This is a genomic window from Cyclobacterium xiamenense (genome assembly GCF_042140265.1).
GTDB classification, from domain to species: Bacteria; Bacteroidota; Bacteroidia; order Cytophagales; family Cyclobacteriaceae; genus Cyclobacterium; species Cyclobacterium xiamenense_A.
This window is the reverse complement of the sequence record NZ_CP159481.1, coordinates 1,827,003-1,847,024: the sequence shown is the minus strand read 5'-3', so window position 1 is coordinate 1,847,024 and position 20,022 is coordinate 1,827,003. Positions and strand designations below refer to the sequence as shown.

Sequence of the window (20,022 nt, the reverse complement as noted above, 5' to 3'; positions counted from 1 at the left end):
TATTTATCAGTTCTTAATGTTTACATTACGTACTTACTCAACTTCTTCCCGGTATTTTGTTTTTGGGTTACTGTTCCATAGGATGAGGCTGTTGTCAGATAGTAGATAAATTATCGGAAGAGGCTTTCTTCTTACAGTTCTGGCATGACATCTAAAATTTAATCTTTGATAGTTAAGGAAATGAATACATAACCAGATTATTTTCGTTCTCATTTGGACAATAAGCATAAATACGCTTATTTTTTTCATCTACGGCAATCGAAAATACATAACGGCCATCTCCAAGTACATATTCCTTTACAGGGTTTCCCTCCCAGTCGAAAACCAGTATTTTATGGGGAGATTGCAACTGGGAGTCTCCAATGTGTTTGCCTAAATTGTTCATTGAAAGTCCATATATTAACCTTTCGCTCGCATCTATATCCGATATATAAACTTTTGGTTCAAATAAATTTGGTTCAACTTTCATCCTATCCAAATTTTCTTTTAGCTGGTCAGGTTTCTCAAATTGAGTGGTTCTGAGGTAATTACCCTCCATGTCGAAAAAATCAATCTGTCCCAAAAGTAAAGGTGCCGCAGCGACTAAACCTTCCTGTTTATTTACCATAACAGCAGACCTGTAAACCCAGTACAAATCATCTTCGTCTTCTATTGAAAATTCTGTTTTAGGGATGTACGGAATTACCTTGCTCTTACCGGTTTTATAGTTATGATGTAGAAAACGTCCTTTTTGATTTTGAGTGGTGCACAATAAGTAATTTTCGGTTTTAAAATAAAAATTGAGAATTTGACTGTTAGTTTCACGTACTGGTTTTCCTTCATAATCACCTTCAATTAAAGCTTGCATTAGAGGTACGGAGTAATGCCTATTTAGCCGCATATCATAAACCTGATTCAGACGAGGGGGGCCTCCGGAACACCAAATCTCTTTGGATAAGTAGGGTAGATTAAATTCAGAAGGCCCATCCCCCCGATCACCAAATTCGCCTAGTAATTGGTAAGATTGCGTACTATAGACCTTAAAAAACTTTTCTTCATGCGTTAGTATTATTAAAAAAGTATCCATAACCATCAAATAAACATTTCCAGAAGCATATATGGGAATTTCCTCTACTGGTTCTCCTTTCATGTTAACTGAAATGTCGAAATTGACCAACTCGTGTGTATCTTCCTTAACATGGCACCCATAAAACAAAGAAAAAATTCCTAACAGGATTAAAGTTATTGCAGTATTCTTTTCCATGAAAATTTTATTATAAAAATTCAAAATCAAAAAACATTATACGTTTTTTGATTTTGAATTCACTAGATTGAAGTTAATAAAACGCTTTTCTACTAAAAATAACAGGTCCCAGTTCCAGAGGGACCAAATTTATTGTAAAAATCCCATTCGCAGTAAGTCTCACCCTGCTTGACACATATCCTGGCATATCCAAGGCCGCCGAATGACGAGTCTGGGATGTCCACGCAACTCGTTTCAGATCCGCTCCAGCTTCCTTCCTTGGCATTTTCCAATGCCACTTCCGTCTCCGAAAACACCGCCTGCGAACTACCGAAACCAAACTGTCAGCCGGCTACCATCACAAAAGCCACCGCTCCCAGTGATGCCATTAATTTTCTGGAATTTTTAAATAATCTTTCCATAATTTTTTAGGTTTAATTTAACTAACTGTTTTACAGAAGACAAGATGCAAAAAAAAACTATTCGTTGCAACTATTTTTTTAAAAAAATATAAAAAAAATAAAAACCAATCTTTTTTTAAGCATGTATTGTATTTTTAGGGGGTAGTGCGGATTATGCTAAATCTGTAGGTTTTTTTCACCACAGATTCGCACAGATTTTCACAGATTTTCACAGATTTTTTAGGTGTCAGGATTGACCCATTTTTATGTCTTTTTTATCTGTGTTAATCTGCGTAATCTGTGGTGCATCTTTTTTCTTAAGGACAGTTACTCGTCCGCTTCGTACCCGCGATTTAGAAACCGCCACCAGGATGCCTCATCCCTCATAGGATGGGGATTTCCTTCCTGTAGGGTTTCCTGTATCAGATCTTCCCTCCTGAGAAAGGCCTCCTCCCATAGCGAAGACCAGAAAAGTGGTCCATGCGGAAAATGCCGCTGCACAGCCTCTTGCATTTGCTCCCAATCCTGCTTAACAGCCCCGGCCCGGAAAGCTTGCCATTTTTCGTGTTTCTTGCGCATATAGGCTGCGTAAGGATTCCCATTTATCGGTGCGGTCTCTATCTCCAGCTCACGAAGCAGCAGGTCCCTGAAAAATACGGCAAAGCCCGTACGAATATCCGACAGACCCGGATTTTCGGATGGTGAATCAAAAAACCAAAAATTCCTCCCCAGTTCGTAGAAAAAAAGGTGGTCATGCCGGCCGCTGCTTACAAACTCCCTGTAAATCCCCTCAAATTTTTCTTCGGTGATCTCCATGCCTTTCTGACCGATCCTGCCACAGCCCGGGCCACAGGTCAGTGGAACTATGGCCAGCGGCAATTTCTCTGTAGTAAAGGCAGCGGGTGCCGGTTCCCTGCCCATGTGCGCAGCCGCCAGTGCAAAGGCCCTGTCATAGGTCTCTAACATCGAGGCCAACGTATCCTTACCATAATCTCCTTTGGTATAAAGTAAAACGATATGCCGGCTCTCCAGAGGGGTCAATTCGGAAAATCCGCCGGTAAAATGGGCATAGGACAGGCGGCTATCCCCACAGCCTGTGCAACATAGGATCAGAAAACAAACAACTAATACAGCCAGGCTATTGGATTTTATCATATTTATTGTTTAGTTAGTGCATGAATAAACTCAAAAAGAAGGATATTGCCAAGTGGCTGCTGAAATTTGTTCTTTCGGCCACGGCACTTTTTTTTGTTTTCCGTATCGTAGATCCGGATGCGATTTTTGATGCCATTTTTTCGGCCGATCCGTTTTATCTGCTTCTGGCTTTTCTGGCCTTTAATCTTTCCAAAGTTTTGTCCGCCTTTCGGTTAAACCATTACTACTCGGCCATTGGCGTGAAGATTTCCAAAAAATACAACCTGCTGCTCTATTACATAGGGATGTTTTACAACCTCTTTCTGCCCGGTAGTGTGGGTGGAGACGCTTACAAAGTTTACCTGCTACGTCAACAGGGCCTGGGAGGCACTAAAAAACTCCTGATGGCCACTTTGATGGACAGGCTCAGCGGCCTGGCCTTATTGGTACTGCTTACCTTTGGTCTGGTTTTGTTCAGCAGCCGACTGCTTGAAATGCCCTATATCGGACCGCTCAGCCTCTCCGGCCTGTTTTTCATCCTGCCCCTGTTCTGGATTGTCAACCGCCGGTTTTTTCCGGAGCTGTTTACCGTGATATTGCCTACGCTTCACCTTTCCTTTTGGGTGCAGTTGGGTCAGTTGCTATGTGCTTTCTTTATTCTGGCGGCGATTGGTGTTGAGGGAGGGTATCTGGACTACCTGATTTTGTTTATGGTATCCTCAGTGGTAGCCGTACTGCCTTTTACCCTGGGTGGTGTGGGTGCCAGGGAACTCGTTTTCCTTTATGGCTATCAGTACCTGCTCATAGAGGAGCGGCTTGCCATTGCCTTTACCTTTTTGTTTTTCAGCACCCTGGCAGTTTCTTCCCTGGCCGGCCTGGCACTCTCACTGCTGCCTCTGCCGGAGAGCGGACCTTCTCCCGTAATTGCCGATGAATGATTGGCTGAGGTTGGTTTTTATTGCTTATCTGCTGCTGGGCAGCTGGCTGATTGCCGACTACGGCATCAGCATGGACGAACCCATACAGCGCAAGCATGGCATGGTGGCATTTGAATACATCAGGGACCTCTCAGGCTTGTTTCCGGATGTGCCCAAACAGACCGGAGCGCACCTGCCTACGTATGACCACCGGGATTACGGGATGCTATTTCAGACACTGGCTTATGGTCTGGAACTTGCCCTGGGTATAGACAATAGCCGGGACGTATTCCGGCTCCGCCACCTGATGGTGTTTGTGTTGTTCTGGGCAGCCTGTATGGTTTTTTACCGGATCCTGTACCGCAGGTTTGGATCCGTCGCCCTTGCAATGGCGGGGGTTTTGATGCTTATACTCAGCCCCCGCATTTTCGGGGACAGCATGTACAATCCCAAGGACATCCCCCTGCTCTGCTGGTTTGTGTTTGCCTTTTACACGCATATCCGCTTTGCAGACCGGCGGGACCGGTACGGTCCTGTGCTCCACGGACTGGCCTGCGCGCTGGCCATCGGCAGCCGGGTAGTAGGCGTAGTATGGCCCCTGATTAGCCTGGGCTACCTGAGCTTGCAGGTATTGGTCCGTAGGGATGAAAAAGAATACCTGTTCGCTTTTCTAAAACGCACGGCAAGCTACCTGATCTTTCTGCTGCTGTTCACATTCCTGCTATGGCCTGTATTGTGGGAGGATCCGGTAGGAAGCTTTCTGCACTCCTTCAATAGCATGAAACGCTTCCGCTGGTATGGGGAGATGCTCTATATGGGGGAGATGGTGCGATCTACTGACCTGCCCTGGCATTACATTCCAGTATGGATAGCCGTTACCACGCCTCTTTCCTTTTTGGTGTTGATGGCATTGGGTATAATTGGGATGGTACACCGGAACCTGAAGGGGAAATGGCAATGGCTAAAAAACCGGACTGCGGGAATTGACCTGGTCGCAATGGGCGCACTGGCGATCCCATTGGGGGCGGTGATCGTTTTGGGCTCTGTGCTTTATAATGGCTGGAGGCACCTGTATTTTGTGTACCCTTTTCTGGTCTACGCCGGTGTATGGGGGATGCATCTATTTTGGGTTTGGTACCGGAAAAAAAAGCAGTTGCGCTCCGTCCGTTTGCTGCTAGCCGGATTACTCCTGCTCCTGGCAGTAGACCTGGTACATATCCTCTACATAATGGTCCGCTACCATCCCCATCAGAGCGTCTACTTCAACGCTTTGGCAGGCGATGTGGAACGCAACTTTGAGCGGGATTACTACGGGGTATCTTACCGGCAGGGGCTGATGCGGCTTTTGGAAAACTATCCGGAGCGGGAATTACGCATCTACAGTCGGGATTTTATCGGAAAGATCAATACGATGAACTTTCCCAAAATAGAAGCCCAAAGGCTGGTGTTTGTAGACCGCATCGAGGAGGCGGAATTTTTCGTGACCTTGTTTAATTTCCGGTCCGGGCAGGAATACCGGGAATTTATCCGGGGGGAGTTTCCATTTGATCAGCCGGTAGAGTTTTCAATTCGAGTGAAGGGATACCGGGTATTTACTGTTCAACGGATAGAGGCTGGCAAATAAGCACCGAAATTTCTTTAAAGAACATTCGTTAGTTCAATTCCCTACCGAAAAATGCATTCATTCCAAATTGAAAGCGTTTTAACAATAGATGGGCAAGCCATGGGTTTGGATCATATTCATTGATAAATTTTGGGCTTAGAATCGATTCTCCCTGAGCAAGAATTAAACCACTTTGATCCAAAAATAATAGGTTAACAGGTTCCTGAAAGTCAATTGCCGGGTTTAAAGCTTCCATTTCATTATGAAAATCAAAGAAAAACCTGGCTGTAGGTAAAGGATTGTTTTCAACTCCAAAAAGAAATGTAAAAAGATTAAAGTCATCATTAGAACGAAGTATAAAATACACTGGAACATTTTGAGAATGAAACCGTTCTGCTTTTTCTTGCCAGGAATCAAGTTCTCCCAAACAGGTCACACAGGAGACACTCATTTGGACCAAGACAAAATGGCTTTTCTCAGAAAACAGATCACTGGAGTTTACAGTACATGTTCCAGAGCCCGGCAAATACTCGTGCAAAATTTCCGGCAACCTAATGATTTCATGATCGTTAACCCAATCTTCCGCAACGTTTTTAGAGGTTTTTTCAACATCGCAAGCGGAAAATAAAAGCATCTTAGCGATTAAGAGGAATCCAATTATTTTGACCAAGCCTTGCATCAACTTATTCTGGTAAATCCAAAGCAGCATATATAATCTCGCCGGTATTAACGTCGAACGAATAGATCTTACTATTATCGGGGGAAACAGAGAAACTTTGAATTTTTCTATCTACTTTAATAGTGGTAACTGGATTTCCATCCCATGTGTATACATAAAATGTGTCAGAATATTGGGAATCCATAACGTTGTCATGGTTACCCGAAAAAAGCGTATAAATGTAACTATCTGTTGCGAATACATCAATATGGCATTTTTGAATATTTCCGCCCCTTTCGAAAACCATCATCCCGAATTCATCTTTTTTCAAAGCGAATTCGTTGTTGATATTCCCCGGCCCACGAATCAACAGGCTTTCGGAAGCCTCCAAATCGAAAATTTCAATTGCCTCATTCCACCTGTAGACTGACACTAATTGACTGCCGTCGGGCTTCAAAGCGAAATTAGCTTGAAAGAAATCATCCATTACCTCATCCGTAAAACTCTCAGGGACCCTTTCAAAATCCCCAAACTCACTTACTATTTCGCCAGTATGACGGTTCAATTTCTGGAATTTCCTATGGGAACCCAATAATCCGTTAGCGATAATTTCATTTTCATTAAATATTTCAATCCTATTAAAGTAGTCGACCAGTTTGGTTTCTTTTTGCGATTCTTTTGCATCTAAATTTGTCAAGTCATTTTCTATTACCTTATGCATGGTAAAATCCTGGACCCATAAGGTCTTATCTACAATTCCGGACGATTTTGGAGAAAATGTTTCATAAGGGCCACTGCCCTTTCCAATGTAACTGGCTGTAAAGCTATCTAAAGGAAACGAATAGAAGTGAAATACCCTATCATCCCTTGCGTCAATATCAAAAATATATAATCCTGAATCCACTTCATATAATTTATAGGGCATTCCCACATTATAATCAATTAGTTTTGTGAACTTCAATTCACTATTTTCAGGAAAGGATTCGATCTCATGAAAATTCTTGTTTATAATGATCTCCATGTCCTCTTTAGCACTGCATCCAATCAAAATAAATAGTATCGCACTTTTCAAACACAGAATTTTCATTTTTACAAAAGGAATAGATTATTAAAATTTAATTTTTTTGGATAGTATAAAAGTCCGGATTTTTCTAGGTATTTCAGAGGAAAAGCCAAGAGGTAAAGAGCATTTGATGAATTAGTTGCTCTTCACCGAGGTACACTAGGACAAAAATTCACAAGTAGATGGCAACATTATCGTTTGCGCAGTACATTTGTAAATCAGATAAGACCCGTATTTACATTCATCTGCAAAACTTCCGGTGTATTTACAACCATAGGCTACTAAACTCCCTGCAACAGCATTTTCCAAGGCCTTCTCCGTTTCCGAAAACACCGCCTTAGAACCACCGAGCCCAAACTGCCAGCCGGCTACCATCAAAAAAGCCACCACTCCAAGAGAAGCCAATAATTTTCTGGAATTTTTTAATAATCTCCCCATAATTTCTTAGGTCTAATTTAACTAACTGTTTTACAGAAGACAAGATGCAAAACAAACTATTCTTTGCGACTATTTTTTTAAAAAAATGTAAAAAAATTTAAAAACAATCTGTTTTTAAGCATGTATTGTATTTTTAGGGGGTAGTGCGGATTATGCTAAATCTGTAGGTTTTTTTCACCACGGATTCGCACAGATTTTCACAGATTTTTTAGCTCCCAAGATTGACCTTTCCTCTATGCGAATTTGTGCTGCCATCCTATTTGCAGGCGGGGATCCTCCTAATACAACATACCAAATAACCAAAGGGGGATTCTCCGATTACTCCCCCCGGCTATGTCTAGTGCCAGGTAAGACTGGGGGACTCCCTGAAGCTGCTCGCTGGTTTTGGAGGCTCCGCCCACCTCAAATACATAGGTGTCATCGACCATAAAGTCGCCATACCTGGGAGCCGTCACCGAATGAACTGCCGTAAGTTGATTGAGGAAAAACGTTTCACGTACATTGCCTATATTGGCCATCGTCGGAGAAAAGAGGTAAATAAAGTTGGGGTTTTGCAAATAGATCTTTTCCGGCTTCTGAAGGTAACTTACCCCTTTGGTAAAAGATCGCAATAGGAGCAGTATCTGAGCCTGGTTCAATATATCCAGAAGTCTTAAGACGGTATTCCGCGGGGTCTCCAGTTTTTGGGACAATTTCTGGATGTTGGGAGTGAAAGGGACGCTTTCGCTCAAGACGAAAAGCAGCTTTTTCAATAGTCGTGTCGTAGCATGCTGCAGTTCCTCAAAAGGTGCGATATCTGTATCAATGACCAATTGGATGGTTTGCTGCAATTTTTGGTGGTAGGCCTTTTTGGATTCTAAAAAATAAGGGAAATAGCCGAAACTAAGGTAATCCCGGAAATCTGAATGGAAATCAAAGCTGCCCAGAAGTTCAGGCGCCAACACATGGTGCTGGTTTATAATCTCTTCCAGACCTAGTATTGGCAAATTCGTGTTTTTCTCAAAATGAAGGAATTCCCTGAAGGACAATCCATGTAGTTGATAGACCGATGCTCTTCTGGAAAGATCCGCATTTCCCCTGGAAATATCAAGAATGGAAGAACCTGTAGCAACTACCTGAATGTCCTCATAGTCGTCATAAAGCTGCTTGAGATCTTTTGACCACCAACGGTACCGGTGAACTTCATCCAGTAGGAAAATGCGGTACCCTCTATCATAAAGGGATACTACCGCTTCTATTAATCGGTGGGTTTCGAAATAAAAATCATCAAGACTTAAATATATACCTTTCCCTTGGATGGCAGAGAGGTACTGCAAAAGAAGGGTTGTTTTGCCAGAACCCCTGTACCCAAGAACAATGATCAGTTTCTGCTCCCAATCAATTTGTCCATAGAGGTATCTTCTTTTTTTTCCTTTGACGAAACTGGCTTTACGCTCAGATTTTCGAATCAGATTTTCCATAGATTGATTGTTACAAAAAGTAAAATTACAAAATAGTTTTTAAAAAAAGCACTATTAACCAATACTTCCTAAAAAAAGTATTTTTCGAAGTAGGTGGATACGCTCTTGAACGTTCCTACGCTTTCCTATCCAGATCGTGAAAAGCTTCCTCGGGCGGGTTTTTTCTCACCGAACAGTCTGTGCTTTCTATGGCGAAAGCTTTTTTCAACACACCAATATTCATGGATTTAAGTGCCAAGATTGACCTCACTTAGTAGCATTCTCTACTCATTCTTTAATCTGTGTTAATCTGCGTAATCTGTGGTGCAACCCTTTTTTTTTACCACGGATTCGCACTGATTTTCACGGATTTTTTTAGGCTCCAATATCGACCCATTTTTCTATTATTTATCTGTGTTAATCTGAGTAATCTGTGCTGTATCCTTTTTTTTTAACCACAATTTCACACAGATTTTCGCGGATTTTTTTAATTCTTCGCCATTTTAAGGCCGGGCGGGAAAGGGTATAGTTTGTAACCACATTTCTAATATACCTTAGCATATGCAGCGTTAGACATTTGTAATGCCGGAATCTTTTCGGAAAGCTATAATAATTTTTGTTTTACAAAACGGTCAGTTTTAGCCACGCAAATGGCATTTTGGCAGCTCAAATTTATTTAATAAAACGAAGGAAATTGGAAAATCTAACCTAGCTGATTTACTAATGTAATAAACAAAGAAAATATCAGCAATGGAAGTGTTTATATTATTGCCCGTTACTTCAATATAGGACCATTGACAGTGCTACTGATTTTTTACTTTCCTAACTACTGCCCGTAAAATGATTCAACTTTGGAGAAATAATCATCAGTTAAATCAGGAAATATAAAACTAGGAGCATAAAAACAACAAACTTTTAAATTATCTGAAACTACAAAATATGCCACGGGACTATATTGGAACCCTTCAAAATATTTTTCTGGTAAAACAAAAGAATATTCTTCAATGTTGTATGTTTTAACAAAGGACTTAAACGCTCTGAAATCTAAACCATCAACACCAATTAAAATATCTAAATTACTTTTGTTTTTAAATTCTAATATTTTCTTAATATTGCTAGAATTACATTTCATACATGCACTAGCATAAATAAATAAAACTACTGTTTTTTCATTTAAAAGTTCATCATACAAATTAATTTTTGAATTATTAAAATTTAAGACGTCAATGTTAAAATCTAAGGATAATTTAGAAAAATCAATAAATTGGAAAAAACCCTCTCTTAGAAGAACATTTTTAACTCTTAAATTTTGAACCAATCCCGAATTAGAATTATTATCTTTAATTGGTCTATAAGAAATAAAAACTAATACTATTATAATTGTAAATAAAATTATGTAAACAATTAAATTAATTATATAATATTTTTTCATAATAATTTAAAAATTAAAATTGCAGGATTATCGTTTTTTTCCAATCCCCATTGATTAAGAACTTGTTCATCAAAACTATCATTTTCAGGATCAATAATAGAAATGATATTTCCGTTATAGGTTTTAAATATTTTTAATTCTTCATATAATGAAGAATTATAATCATTGACCAAATTATTTGTGTAAATATTTCTATTTTTTCGATTTAAGAAAAAATTATAGCAAACTTTCGGAGGATATCCTAAGCCATATCCTAATAAATAATTATCAGATTCCATCATTAATATTTTAAAGAAATGGAGTTTATCATCCATTAAATCTGAATTCAAATAATCCATTTTATCTTGGTAAGGTTCTGTTCTAATTTTGGTTGGAATACCTTTATCACCAGGATCAACAGAGAAAATGGGAACAATTTCTCTATTAATAATTTTATAAAGTTGATTATGCCAAGCTAAGGAGATAAAAATTTCATCTTCAGAGTTAACAGTAAAGATATCATAAAATTCCCAAAACTGATTTTCTTCTGGTGGCAAATTTGAAGTTAATAATGGGTCAATTTTTTTCGAATTTAGATTATATCTTATTACCGGGCTATTTGTAGATATCCCATTTATGTCATTTAAAGAATTGTTTGTCTGAAAATAATAGTCATCCTTATATTTTACAAATTTAAAAATAAAAGTTAACGGTATTGGGATTTCTTTGACAAAAGATAAATCTTTCAAATCATAAATAAATATTTTTCTACTATCCTTATCTAATATCTCTAAATTTTCATTATACTTATCTATGAAAAAATCGCTTACAACTAAATACTCGCCTGGACCACCTCCCTCTTTACTAAATTTAGAAACTAAATTTCCTAATTTATCAAAAATGTATACCCCATTAAAAATTATATCTGTTATATAAATATTCTGATTATAAAATTCTATTTTTTTTAATCCGGATAAAATACAGTTTTCATTGCTTTCTAATTTAATTATTTCTAAATCTTGAGTTATATCTGAGATATTAATCAATTTTTCTTGCTCAAATTTAATCACAGATACTAAATTATTTTCAAAATTATCTTCCTTTTTACAGGAAAATAATACGATAAATGCTAGAATGTATATATATTTCATTTTGATTTTATATAATTTTATTTTAGTAATTAAAGTTTAATTCAATAATACTTATTAAATGCTTATATAAAATATTTATATTTTTCAAATTAGAATTCTATTCATGCTCTATTTTGTTTTCATTTTAGAATTGTAAAACTGAAACAGGTCTCATTAAATATTTTATAAATTTCCCCATTACCAGCAACCAAAAAATATTTTAATATGCCAATGCTTTTACAATAAATCATTAAAAAAAATATAATATCATAAGATTTAATTTAATAATAAGATATTAATAAAAAGAGCATGATATAATATCAATTACATCATGCCCCATATATTTATCCCGCAAAACATTGACATTTGTTAAGCCATGCATTGCAACATGAATAGTAACCGGCATTACAGGTAACACTACAACCCGATCCTCCCCCAACTCCTCCTCCTTCTCCATCTACAGAGGTAGAACAGCTAGACGACCCCGGCCCACCAGATGAACAAGTGTAGGAACCACTACCTGCAAATGCATAGTCAAGAGCAATGTTTAATTCGGTAAAAACAGACTCTGATTGAGCATACGCGGATTCACCAAACTGCCAACCGGCTACCATCAAAAAAGCCACTACTCCGAGTGAGGCCATTAATCTTTTAAAATTTTTAAATAATCTTTCCATAATTTCTTAGGTCTAATTTAACTAACTGTTTTACAGAGGACAAGATGCAAAAAAAAATATTCGTTGCAACTATTTTTTTAAAAAAATGTAAAAAAATTTAAAAACAATCTTTTTTTAAGCATGTATTGTATTTTTAGGGGGCAGTGCGGATTATGCTAAATCTGTAGGTTTTTTTCACCACGGATTCGCACCGGTTTTCACAGATTTTTTAGGTGACAGGATTAATCCCTCGAGTGGGTGTAGATTGTATCTATATCACTCTTATAGTATTTAATTTATGTAAGCGAGGCATTTGCAATGTTGGGTCCCTTGCACAGACCGCCTATAAAATCATTTTCTGGAAACGTACACGTTCAGCCATTTCAAATGGATTTTGGGCGGTTCCTATCTGTTTATGACTTCATAGATAGTAGCGTGAAGTGGCCTACTTCACCCAGCACTGGTAAAGGAAGCTATACCCCCGGATTTTTGCCGGAAGCGGCTGTCGCTTTTCCTTGTTTCGCCTACCGGAATGCCGGTTGGCTTTGCTTATTCTTTCTTTAGGATGCCCTCGATTTCCTTCAGAAAATACTCAGCCATCCCAATCTGCGCTCGTTTGACGGGGAAGCCATCTTTAAGGTGAAAGGAGTGCAGTACATTATAGGTCGATTGAAATGAATCCAATCGGTTTAGCCCGTAAAAAAGAAATTGTCGGTCATGGTATACAGGAAAGGGAGTCTTCAATTAGGATGCAGGGGTGCCTTATTTTTCAGACACACCACCTAAAGGAAGAATTTAGAAAACTTCACTGAAATTTATAGGAGTAAATGTTCGCCCCATCTATTTCCGGATTGTAATACAGTCCATAAAAAAGGCCATTTTTTTCATCCACAGCAAATTTAGAAATTTCCTTATCAGTCTGAAAACCCTTTATAAAATTCCCTTCATAATCGAACACTATAACGTTGGTTGTATCTTCACTAGTATGGAGGTCAACCAATCCGTAAATATAATTAGTTCCACAAATGATGCCTTTATAAAAAAAATTAACATTTCTAGGAATAAGGTACCTGGTTTTTTGTGAAAAGTCTGGCTCAACAGGGTTTCCCAACGTTATAGATTTTTCCAACTGGCCGTCACTTGTATAAAAATTAAGTCTATTAAAAAACCGCATCGCTTGAATGATCATTTTATGTTTTTCGGAAATATCGATAAACGATTCATACGCCAATGCTTTTTTGTCTGGTAGCGGTTCCTTTTCAACGCTAGGGTAAAAATCTACCCATTTCAATTCCCTAATTTCCGGATCAAATAAAAATAAATTCCCTTTCCCTTCCATATGATTCTTCCCAACCAACGTGCCGTCCTTAAAAAAATTGAGCTCAAAACCTCCAACAAAAAGTGGATCCATTCGCTCGTTTATTAAAACTTCGGCTTTAGGATTTATTGAATTTAAAAATCTAACTTCAGATATCTTTTTTTGATTAACATCAAATAATTTAAAAACAAAACCGTCTTCGTTATTGATTTTTCTCATACTTGCGTTAATCGGAAAAGGCATTCCAAATTCATCGGGGCCCTCTCCTCTTTTTCCAAATCTTAACACTTCGATACAGGAATTTGATACATCAAAAACAACAAAATGATTTTCTCTATTTCTTTCGGTCACCAATATATATTTATCAAAAAATCGAATATCAACATAAGAATTTAGTGTGTCCACACAGTGCAACTCCTGACCTTTGAGCAATTCAAAATTGGCATCATCCAATACGACAATCTCTTCTTGCTGACCGATTTTTGACTGACAAGCTATCGTCACGATAGTCAATAAAATTAGATATATTTTTCTGTGAACTCTCATAACTTCTCAAGTAGAATTTTATAAACCTCGTATACTCCCTTGTTGTTTAACGGAGAACCTTTCATAGTGATAGTATTATTCTCATCTAATAAAAAGGTTTCCAGCGTATTCTCAATAAACTTATTGCACTCCAAAAAATTACCTTCTTCATCAAATAAAATAGTAAAAGGGTAATCAAAATTACTTACGACATATTCAAAATAATTATTCATGGGCCCCAAGACTATAAAAAAGAGACCTAATTCATGATCAAAAAAATCTTTATCGCTTTCAATAAACAGTTTCCACTCTTCCAGCGAGGTATAGCATTTTCCACATTCCGTATTTATCAATTTGATAATTTTTTTTTGGTTTCCTTTGTAGGAAGCCCACTCTTTACCATTCTTGACTTGAAGATTTTCAATACATAAAATTTTCCTTCCTTTCACATCCACTATCAAATTTTCAGCATATTCCAGAATAAGCTCTCGTTCTTTAACCTGATTTTTTCTTCCACAACTACCTGAGGAAATAATAATAATAAAATAAACAAGCCACTTAATCATACTATCAAAAATAATAAAATGACACTCATTAGAACACAAATAATATTCATTCTTAAGTCAATAAATCTGTTTCGAATTCTATAAAACGACAAAATATGCACCGATTTAAAACTACAATTAATCCTTACAGTATTTCTTTATAAAACTTTCAAAGATTTATGCAAATTAACCAAGATACTTAAATAGAATACCCGGCGCTGAGCCAGGTATTCTATACATTTCTAAGCTTAATTGGAACAAGTCCCAATTTCGAAGGCATCACTATACCACTCGTAGGGGCAACCCGCATTACACTTGGGGACGTGAACTACGTGCCCGCCACCAAAGCCAGCAAAACAAGACGCAGAATTTGATCCAGCGAATGCCAATTCAAGTGCCTCGATCTTTTTATTAAAATCTACCTGGGCTTCAGAATGACTAGTTCCCCACCCTACTTGAACCTGCCAACCGGCTACCATCAAAAAAGCCACTACTCCGAGTGAGGCCATTAATCTTTTAAAATTTTTAAATAATCTTTCCATAATTTTTTAGGTTTAATTTAACTAACTGTTTTACAGAGGACAAGATGCAAAAAAAAAAACTATTCGTTGCAACTATTTTTTTAAAAAAATGTAAAAAAATTTAAAAATAATCTTTTTTTAAGCATGTATTGTATTTTTAGGGGGTAGTGCGGATTATGCTAAATCTGTAGGTTTTTTTCACCACTATTCGCACAGATTTTCACAGATTTTTTAGGTGTCAGGATTGATTTCTCGAATTGGGTTTAGATTGTATCTACATCCCTTTTATTATTTAATTTACACCAGCGAGGTATTTGCAATGCCGGGTCCCTTGCACAGACCGCCTATAAAATCATTTTCTGGAAACGTACACGTTTAGCCATTGCAAATGGCTTTTGGGCGGTTCCTAATTGTTTACGGCTCCGAAGATAGTACCGTCCCCCCTTCTTTAGTCTGTGTGAATCTGTGTTAGCTGCGGTGCATCTTTTTTTCACCACAGATTCGCACAGATTTTCACAGATAATTTTAAACTCCAAAATTGACCCGTTTTTCTTACTTTTTATCCGAGTTAATTAGGTGTATGCTGTGGTGAATCTTTTTCGCTCGTACCGGATTATTCCCGATTAGCTGCCTGATGGGTGGTGCCAGCCGCTCGCAGGTTGGATTTGTTTTCAGAATCGCAGATATTTGAAAGCCAGTGGAACGCTGCTCGGTGGAAAGACCAGTATCCAGTCGGACATCTGGTCCCCAATCCATTGAAAACAGGACCGAGAAATAACAAACGATGAGAGGAAATACCGGGATTTAATGAATAGAAATGCTTTTCTGTGTGTGACAGCTGCACTATTCTTTTGTGGCAGCCTGTTTTCAGGGTTGATTTCCAAAGACCCACCCAAACGGGGAAAGGTGACGGTGTCTCCCAACCGAACCCTTACCTGGGAGGATTTTAAACAGGTGGAGGTCATCCGGGACAAAAGCAGTATCAATGCCATTTGCCTCAGCACCTGCGATGTGGAGATCCTGAAGGTACATACCTACCCCGACCACATACAGCTGGAAATCAATGCCAAAATCCAGCTACAAAAGGACCTGTCGCAGGTTAGCCGGGATTTTCTGAGCCGCTCGGATGAGGCCACCAAAAACCAGGTATTGCACCACGAAAACGGTCATTTTGCCATCGCCCAGATCATCGGGTACCGCATTGTCCGGGATGTAAACGGCCGGGCATTTGATCCCGACCAATACAAAGCACAGCTGAACGGCATCATCCGGGAAAACTTCAAAGACTGGAAAAGGCTGGACTCTCAATACGATGCCCAAACCACCAAACCCCGAAATGCCGAGGCGCAGAAGCGTTGGGATGCATTTTTTACCTCAGAACTGCTGGACCTACGGCAGACGATCTACCCCTAAGCCATGAAATCCATTGCTGAAAAAAAGAAAAACGAGCACCTGATCGAATACATCCTGTACCTGTACCGCATGGAAGACCTTATCCGTGCCTACGGATTCAAGAGGGAAGATCTGGAGCAGTATGTATTGACCCACAAGAACGTAAGCCCGCAAGACCGCACCGAAAGCAAAGCCTGGCTGGCCGAACTGGCCGATGGGATGAAACGGGCCGGAATTGAAGAAAAAGGCCACCTACCGGAAGTGCAGGCCCTGGTGGATCGGCTGGCAAACTTTCACTGGCAATTGCTCAAACGGGACCCGGACTACCTGGCCTGCTACCGTAGGGCTCAGCCTCACCTACTCTCCCTGCTTGCGGACCTTACCGAAGAAAATCCCGGTCACGAAATTCAGATTTTTATCCATACGCTCTACGGATTGTTGCTGAGCAAATTAACCGGTAAAAAAGTCCCGGAATCCATTCTCGACGCGGCCGCCCGATTTGGCGAAGTACTTTCCTACCTGGAAGCGCGATTTCGGGCTTCCGAACAGGCCTGATACCGGGACTCACTGCCCCCCATCCCAATACTCGTACACACTGTGGTAGCAGTCGTTTGCCTGCACGTAATCCAGGAAGGCCTGGTAAAAGGGATGGGTACCGATGGTGGCGCTATCCCCTAACACAATGAGTTTCCGCTTTGCCCGGGTGAGTGCCACGTTCATCCTTCGGGTGTCTTTCAAGAAGCCAATCTCTCCCTGGGGATTGGAGCGGGTAAGGCTGATCAGCATGATGTCCTTTTCCTGGCCCTGAAAGCCGTCTACGGTCTGAATGGAAATGGTGTCTCGCTTTTGTTTCAAAAACAACCATTCGGGATTTTCGTCCAAATACTGGCGAAGCAAGCGCACCTGTGCGCTGTAGGGGGCAATCAGCCCGATTTCCCAATCCCGCTCACGATTGGCCTTCCAGCCGATTTTTCGCATCAGGTTGGTCAATAAGGTCAGCAGCATCCGCGCCTCTTCCTTGTTGCCCGTGCTGAGGGTTTCCCGATCCTGAAATTCTGTAAAGCCACTGCCCGCCGTATCGATAAATTCCATCACCGGTTCCTCGGGACGCAGGTAATGCGAAAGCGTGTTGGGAGCTGCTTGCAGGGCCTGTCCATAGAACATGGAATTTGGAAAAGCCATGATGCCTGCTGGCATCCGGTATTGAATGGTAAGCATGTGTGAGGCCTGGGGGTGCCTGGCAATGGCCTTCTCGAAAAGGGTATGCCGCAGACCTTCGGCCGCTTTTCGGGATTTGATGGTCGGAGGAAGCTGGCAATGATCGCCGGCCATCACCAGTTTATCGGCGATTACTAGTGGAATCCAGGCGGCCGGTTCCAGCGCTTGTGCAGCCTCATCCATAAACACAATCGGAAAGGTTTTCCCTTTGAGCAGGGATGACGCAGCCCCCACCAGGGTACAGGCGATTACCTGACTGGAGGCCAGGAGGTCCTGCTGCATGTAGTCGTGCAGCTGCCGGGCCTCTCCAAAACACCTCCGGGCCTCTTCCATTTGTCGGCTTCGCTGCTCCCGTTCGGCGGCACCAAAATTCCGCTTGAATTTTTGTGCCGATCGCTTCAAGGCCTCTCCGGATTTTTTGAGGTTTTTATAGATTTTGTAGGAAGGATGGCTAAGAATTTTCGCATCCAGCGTTTGCAGGATCAGGTTTTCGTCGACCCGGGAAGGGTGCCCCAGGCGAAGCACTTGCAGGTCCTCGGCCACGAGTTTCTCCACCAGCACGTCCACTGCCGCATTGCTGGGTGCACAGACCATTACCTGCGCATGCCTGAGGGACGCCTCTAAGACGGCCCGTACCAGGGTGGTAGTCTTGCCCGTTCCGGGAGGCCCGTGTACCACGGCCAGGTCCCGGGCCCGCTGAATGAGCGCCAATGCCCTGTTTTGGCTTTCGTTGAGACCGGGATCTTCCGGAGCCAAACCCTCGGAAAAAACCGGTATTTCCTGACCGAGCAACACCTCCCGGAGAAGGGCAAGACGATCGTCGGCTGCGCGAATCACCTGCTCCATGGCCTGTTCCATGGCTTTGTAGGAAGATTCGTCAAAAAGGAGTTCCACCCCGAGTTTTCCCTCGTGGATCCAATCCGGCAACTGTTCGGTGTGAAGGCTCAGGGTCATCTTGTTTCGCTTTACGCCGTTGACCACACCGTTCACAAATTTCTTCCGACTGTCGTTTTCTCCGGCATTGGAAAAAAAACTGATGGATTTGCCGGACTGAAAGGCATGAGAGGGGGAAATTTCCGCGGTGCTTATCTCCACGATGAGTTGATCCGAAAAAGCCCACCTGACCTTGAGCAAATCCACTGGATACCAACACATTCCGGAAGCAACCTTTTCTTTGAGCGACTTTCGGTAGGTAAGGTTCCGGAATTGATCCCGGTCTTCCTGTCGCTCCAGCTGCAAAAGTTTAGTAGTATATGCTAATTCTTCCCTTATATTTGCCATTTCAAGTTTTCCTTTTTTGACAGGCAAAGATTAAGAAAATCATTCTATTAACCAGTAAAAAAATAGTTGAAGATCCGGTGAATTTTCTTGCGCATGCATATTTATCCTTCAATGACCCCAAAGTGTTGGTGGGAAATTTTATCGGAGACTTTGTCAGGGGAAAACTGGAGGAGCAGTTTGAAACAGCAATCGTGAGAGGGATTTTACTTCATCGGGAGATTGACGCATTTACAGACAGCCACCCGCTGGTAAAAAAAACACAGGAGCGGCTCAAACCCAATTTCGGCCGGTATTCACTGGTCATCACCGACATGTTTTTTGATCATTTCTTGTCGCGAAACTGGAACGACTACGACGAACGGAGCATTCTCGAATTTACCGGCTGGGTATACGAGGTAATCGAAGCGCACGAAGCGATCCTGCCCAAGAAATTTCTGGCACCGTTTACCTACATGAAACGGGAAAACTGGCTGGCGGCCTACGGCACCATGGAAGGGCTCCAACGCTCGTTCACAGGACTTTCGTACCGCACCACTTTTCATTCCAACATGGAACGTGCCCCGGCATATCTGCAGGCGGACTATGCCTTTTATGACGAAAGTTTCAAACAATTTTTTGAGGAATTAATTGTTTTTTCAAAGGAAAAACTGGCCAAACTGCAGCAGGAATATGATTCACTGTAAACCCAAAAAAAGTACCTACCTGATCCTCAGCCTGATTGTTCTGGCTTTAGCGTCGGGGCTGGTCTTCTTGCTAAACGATTTTTACCGAAGTCGGGAATTTCCCTTGCTCTTTTACCTGATCGGAAGCAGCTTACTGACCGTGGTGCTGTTATTGATCTTGGTGAAAATGATGGCAGGATACAAGTTTTTGGCCGCCGGAAAGGAGCAAATTGTCCTTTGGATGCCGCTCAAAGGGCAACGAAAAACGTATCCCATTCAAGAGCTGCTAGCCTGGCAGGAAGAAGAAGTAACCGCCAATCAGCGCACCTTCAGGCAGCTAATCCTGGTTTTTTCCGACAAATACTCCTTTTCCCTAAGCAATCAGGAACACCTGGGCTACGACGAACTAAAAAAGTACTTGTACCGAAAAGCTGCCAAAAAGCGGGTAAAAAACTGATCGGTTCCGGTGCCGATTACCTGAAGGCGGC

18 protein-coding genes are annotated in these 20,022 nt (G+C 40.9%); 6 read left to right on the top strand and 12 right to left on the bottom strand.

Annotated features, from left to right (window positions below; genetic code table 11):
• Nucleotides 1-172: 172 nt before the first annotated feature.
• Nucleotides 173-1,243: a BF3164 family lipoprotein gene (locus tag ABWH99_RS07880; RefSeq protein WP_375585742.1), complete on the bottom strand. Its 1,071-nt coding sequence runs from the start codon at nucleotides 1,241-1,243 to the stop codon at nucleotides 173-175.
• 707 nt (nucleotides 1,244-1,950) lie between these two features.
• A complete protein-coding gene (locus ABWH99_RS07875; protein ID WP_375585741.1) occupies nucleotides 1,951-2,778 on the bottom strand; it encodes a hypothetical protein in 828 nt (275 codons plus the stop codon).
• 20 nt (nucleotides 2,779-2,798) lie between these two features.
• Here ABWH99_RS07875 and ABWH99_RS07870 point away from each other — a divergent pair, with 20 nt between their 5' ends.
• Together ABWH99_RS07870 and ABWH99_RS07865 are read left to right on the top strand one after the other, a co-directional pair.
• Complete coding sequence (locus ABWH99_RS07870) at nucleotides 2,799-3,695, top strand: lysylphosphatidylglycerol synthase transmembrane domain-containing protein (protein ID WP_375585740.1); 897 nt, start codon at nucleotides 2,799-2,801, stop codon at nucleotides 3,693-3,695.
• Nucleotides 3,688-5,298, top strand: coding sequence for a hypothetical protein (locus ABWH99_RS07865; RefSeq protein WP_375585739.1), 1,611 nt, complete (start codon nucleotides 3,688-3,690; stop codon nucleotides 5,296-5,298). The genes ABWH99_RS07870 and ABWH99_RS07865 overlap by 8 nt, the downstream gene beginning before the upstream one ends.
• Nucleotides 5,299-5,326: 28 nt before the next feature.
• Here ABWH99_RS07865 and ABWH99_RS07860 read toward each other — a convergent pair whose 3' ends face one another.
• The 9 genes from ABWH99_RS07860 to ABWH99_RS07820 form a co-directional block, all read right to left on the bottom strand.
• Nucleotides 5,327-5,986 carry a hypothetical protein gene (locus ABWH99_RS07860; RefSeq protein WP_375585738.1) on the bottom strand — a complete coding sequence of 220 codons (660 nt, stop codon included), beginning with the start codon at nucleotides 5,984-5,986 and terminating at the stop codon, nucleotides 5,327-5,329.
• Complete coding sequence (locus ABWH99_RS07855; RefSeq protein WP_375585737.1) at nucleotides 5,961-7,007, bottom strand: BF3164 family lipoprotein; 1,047 nt, start codon at nucleotides 7,005-7,007, stop codon at nucleotides 5,961-5,963. The genes ABWH99_RS07860 and ABWH99_RS07855 overlap by 26 nt, the downstream gene beginning before the upstream one ends.
• 150 nt (nucleotides 7,008-7,157) lie before the next feature.
• Nucleotides 7,158-7,436: a hypothetical protein gene (locus tag ABWH99_RS07850; protein WP_375585736.1), complete on the bottom strand. Its 279-nt coding sequence runs from the start codon at nucleotides 7,434-7,436 to the stop codon at nucleotides 7,158-7,160.
• A 278-nt stretch (nucleotides 7,437-7,714) separates the two neighbouring features.
• Nucleotides 7,715-8,896, bottom strand: coding sequence for an ATP-binding protein (locus ABWH99_RS07845; protein ID WP_375585735.1), 1,182 nt, complete (start codon nucleotides 8,894-8,896; stop codon nucleotides 7,715-7,717).
• 805 nt (nucleotides 8,897-9,701) lie between these two features.
• Nucleotides 9,702-10,307 (bottom strand): hypothetical protein, encoded by a 606-nt coding sequence (locus ABWH99_RS07840; protein WP_375585734.1) that lies wholly within the window; start codon nucleotides 10,305-10,307, stop codon nucleotides 9,702-9,704.
• Entirely contained in the window at nucleotides 10,304-11,437 is a 1,134-nt protein-coding gene (locus tag ABWH99_RS07835) for a 6-bladed beta-propeller (RefSeq protein WP_375585733.1), read from the bottom strand. The genes ABWH99_RS07840 and ABWH99_RS07835 overlap by 4 nt, the downstream gene beginning before the upstream one ends.
• Before the next feature lie 1,440 nt (nucleotides 11,438-12,877).
• Complete coding sequence (locus tag ABWH99_RS07830) at nucleotides 12,878-13,936, bottom strand: BF3164 family lipoprotein (RefSeq protein WP_375585732.1); 1,059 nt, start codon at nucleotides 13,934-13,936, stop codon at nucleotides 12,878-12,880.
• Nucleotides 13,933-14,481, bottom strand: a complete 549-nt coding sequence (locus ABWH99_RS07825; RefSeq protein WP_375585731.1) for a hypothetical protein — start codon at nucleotides 14,479-14,481, stop codon at nucleotides 13,933-13,935. The genes ABWH99_RS07830 and ABWH99_RS07825 overlap by 4 nt, the downstream gene beginning before the upstream one ends.
• A 227-nt stretch (nucleotides 14,482-14,708) precedes the next feature.
• Nucleotides 14,709-15,002: a hypothetical protein gene (locus ABWH99_RS07820; RefSeq protein ID WP_375585730.1), complete on the bottom strand. Its 294-nt coding sequence runs from the start codon at nucleotides 15,000-15,002 to the stop codon at nucleotides 14,709-14,711.
• Between the two features lie 786 nt (nucleotides 15,003-15,788).
• Here ABWH99_RS07820 and ABWH99_RS07815 point away from each other — a divergent pair.
• Together ABWH99_RS07815 and ABWH99_RS07810 are read left to right on the top strand one after the other, a co-directional pair.
• Nucleotides 15,789-16,394, top strand: a complete 606-nt coding sequence (locus tag ABWH99_RS07815) for a hypothetical protein (protein WP_375585729.1) — start codon at nucleotides 15,789-15,791, stop codon at nucleotides 16,392-16,394.
• Nucleotides 16,395-16,397: 3 nt separating this feature from the next.
• Nucleotides 16,398-16,928: a DUF4924 family protein gene (locus tag ABWH99_RS07810; protein WP_375585728.1), complete on the top strand. Its 531-nt coding sequence runs from the start codon at nucleotides 16,398-16,400 to the stop codon at nucleotides 16,926-16,928.
• A gap of 9 nt (nucleotides 16,929-16,937) precedes the next feature.
• On the opposite strand, the gene ABWH99_RS07805 is transcribed toward ABWH99_RS07810, so the two are convergent.
• Nucleotides 16,938-18,872: an AAA domain-containing protein gene (locus ABWH99_RS07805; protein ID WP_375585727.1), complete on the bottom strand. Its 1,935-nt coding sequence runs from the start codon at nucleotides 18,870-18,872 to the stop codon at nucleotides 16,938-16,940.
• A 77-nt stretch (nucleotides 18,873-18,949) separates the two neighbouring features.
• Here ABWH99_RS07805 and ABWH99_RS07800 point away from each other — a divergent pair, with 77 nt between their 5' ends.
• Both ABWH99_RS07800 and ABWH99_RS07795 read left to right on the top strand, forming a co-directional pair.
• On the top strand, nucleotides 18,950-19,555 hold the full coding sequence (locus tag ABWH99_RS07800) for an ACP phosphodiesterase (RefSeq protein ID WP_375585726.1): 606 nt from the start codon (nucleotides 18,950-18,952) through the stop codon (nucleotides 19,553-19,555).
• Nucleotides 19,542-19,991 (top strand): hypothetical protein, encoded by a 450-nt coding sequence (locus tag ABWH99_RS07795; RefSeq protein ID WP_375585725.1) that lies wholly within the window; start codon nucleotides 19,542-19,544, stop codon nucleotides 19,989-19,991. Before ABWH99_RS07800 ends, ABWH99_RS07795 begins: the two co-directional genes overlap by 14 nt.
• Nucleotides 19,992-20,022 lie beyond the last annotated feature (31 nt).

Coding starts and splice junctions, on each gene's coding strand:
- ABWH99_RS07810 (WP_375585728.1), top strand. CDS start 16,398: ATGAAATCCATTGCTGAAAAAAAGAAAAACGAGCACCTGATCGAATAC.
- ABWH99_RS07850 (WP_375585736.1), bottom strand. CDS start 7,436: ATGGGGAGATTATTAAAAAATTCCAGAAAATTATTGGCTTCTCTTGGA.
- ABWH99_RS07820 (WP_375585730.1), bottom strand. CDS start 15,002: ATGGAAAGATTATTTAAAAATTTTAAAAGATTAATGGCCTCACTCGGA.
- ABWH99_RS07845 (WP_375585735.1), bottom strand. CDS start 8,896: ATGGAAAATCTGATTCGAAAATCTGAGCGTAAAGCCAGTTTCGTCAAA.
- ABWH99_RS07875 (WP_375585741.1), bottom strand. CDS start 2,778: ATGATAAAATCCAATAGCCTGGCTGTATTAGTTGTTTGTTTTCTGATC.
- ABWH99_RS07815 (WP_375585729.1), top strand. CDS start 15,789: ATGAATAGAAATGCTTTTCTGTGTGTGACAGCTGCACTATTCTTTTGT.
- ABWH99_RS07865 (WP_375585739.1), top strand. CDS start 3,688: ATGAATGATTGGCTGAGGTTGGTTTTTATTGCTTATCTGCTGCTGGGC.
- ABWH99_RS07830 (WP_375585732.1), bottom strand. CDS start 13,936: ATGAGAGTTCACAGAAAAATATATCTAATTTTATTGACTATCGTGACG.
- ABWH99_RS07825 (WP_375585731.1), bottom strand. CDS start 14,481: ATGATTAAGTGGCTTGTTTATTTTATTATTATTATTTCCTCAGGTAGT.
- ABWH99_RS07860 (WP_375585738.1), bottom strand. CDS start 5,986: ATGCTGCTTTGGATTTACCAGAATAAGTTGATGCAAGGCTTGGTCAAA.
- ABWH99_RS07795 (WP_375585725.1), top strand. CDS start 19,542: ATGATTCACTGTAAACCCAAAAAAAGTACCTACCTGATCCTCAGCCTG.
- ABWH99_RS07835 (WP_375585733.1), bottom strand. CDS start 11,437: ATGAAATATATATACATTCTAGCATTTATCGTATTATTTTCCTGTAAA.
- ABWH99_RS07880 (WP_375585742.1), bottom strand. CDS start 1,243: ATGGAAAAGAATACTGCAATAACTTTAATCCTGTTAGGAATTTTTTCT.
- ABWH99_RS07870 (WP_375585740.1), top strand. CDS start 2,799: ATGAATAAACTCAAAAAGAAGGATATTGCCAAGTGGCTGCTGAAATTT.
- ABWH99_RS07805 (WP_375585727.1), bottom strand. CDS start 18,872: ATGGCAAATATAAGGGAAGAATTAGCATATACTACTAAACTTTTGCAG.
- ABWH99_RS07840 (WP_375585734.1), bottom strand. CDS start 10,307: ATGAAAAAATATTATATAATTAATTTAATTGTTTACATAATTTTATTT.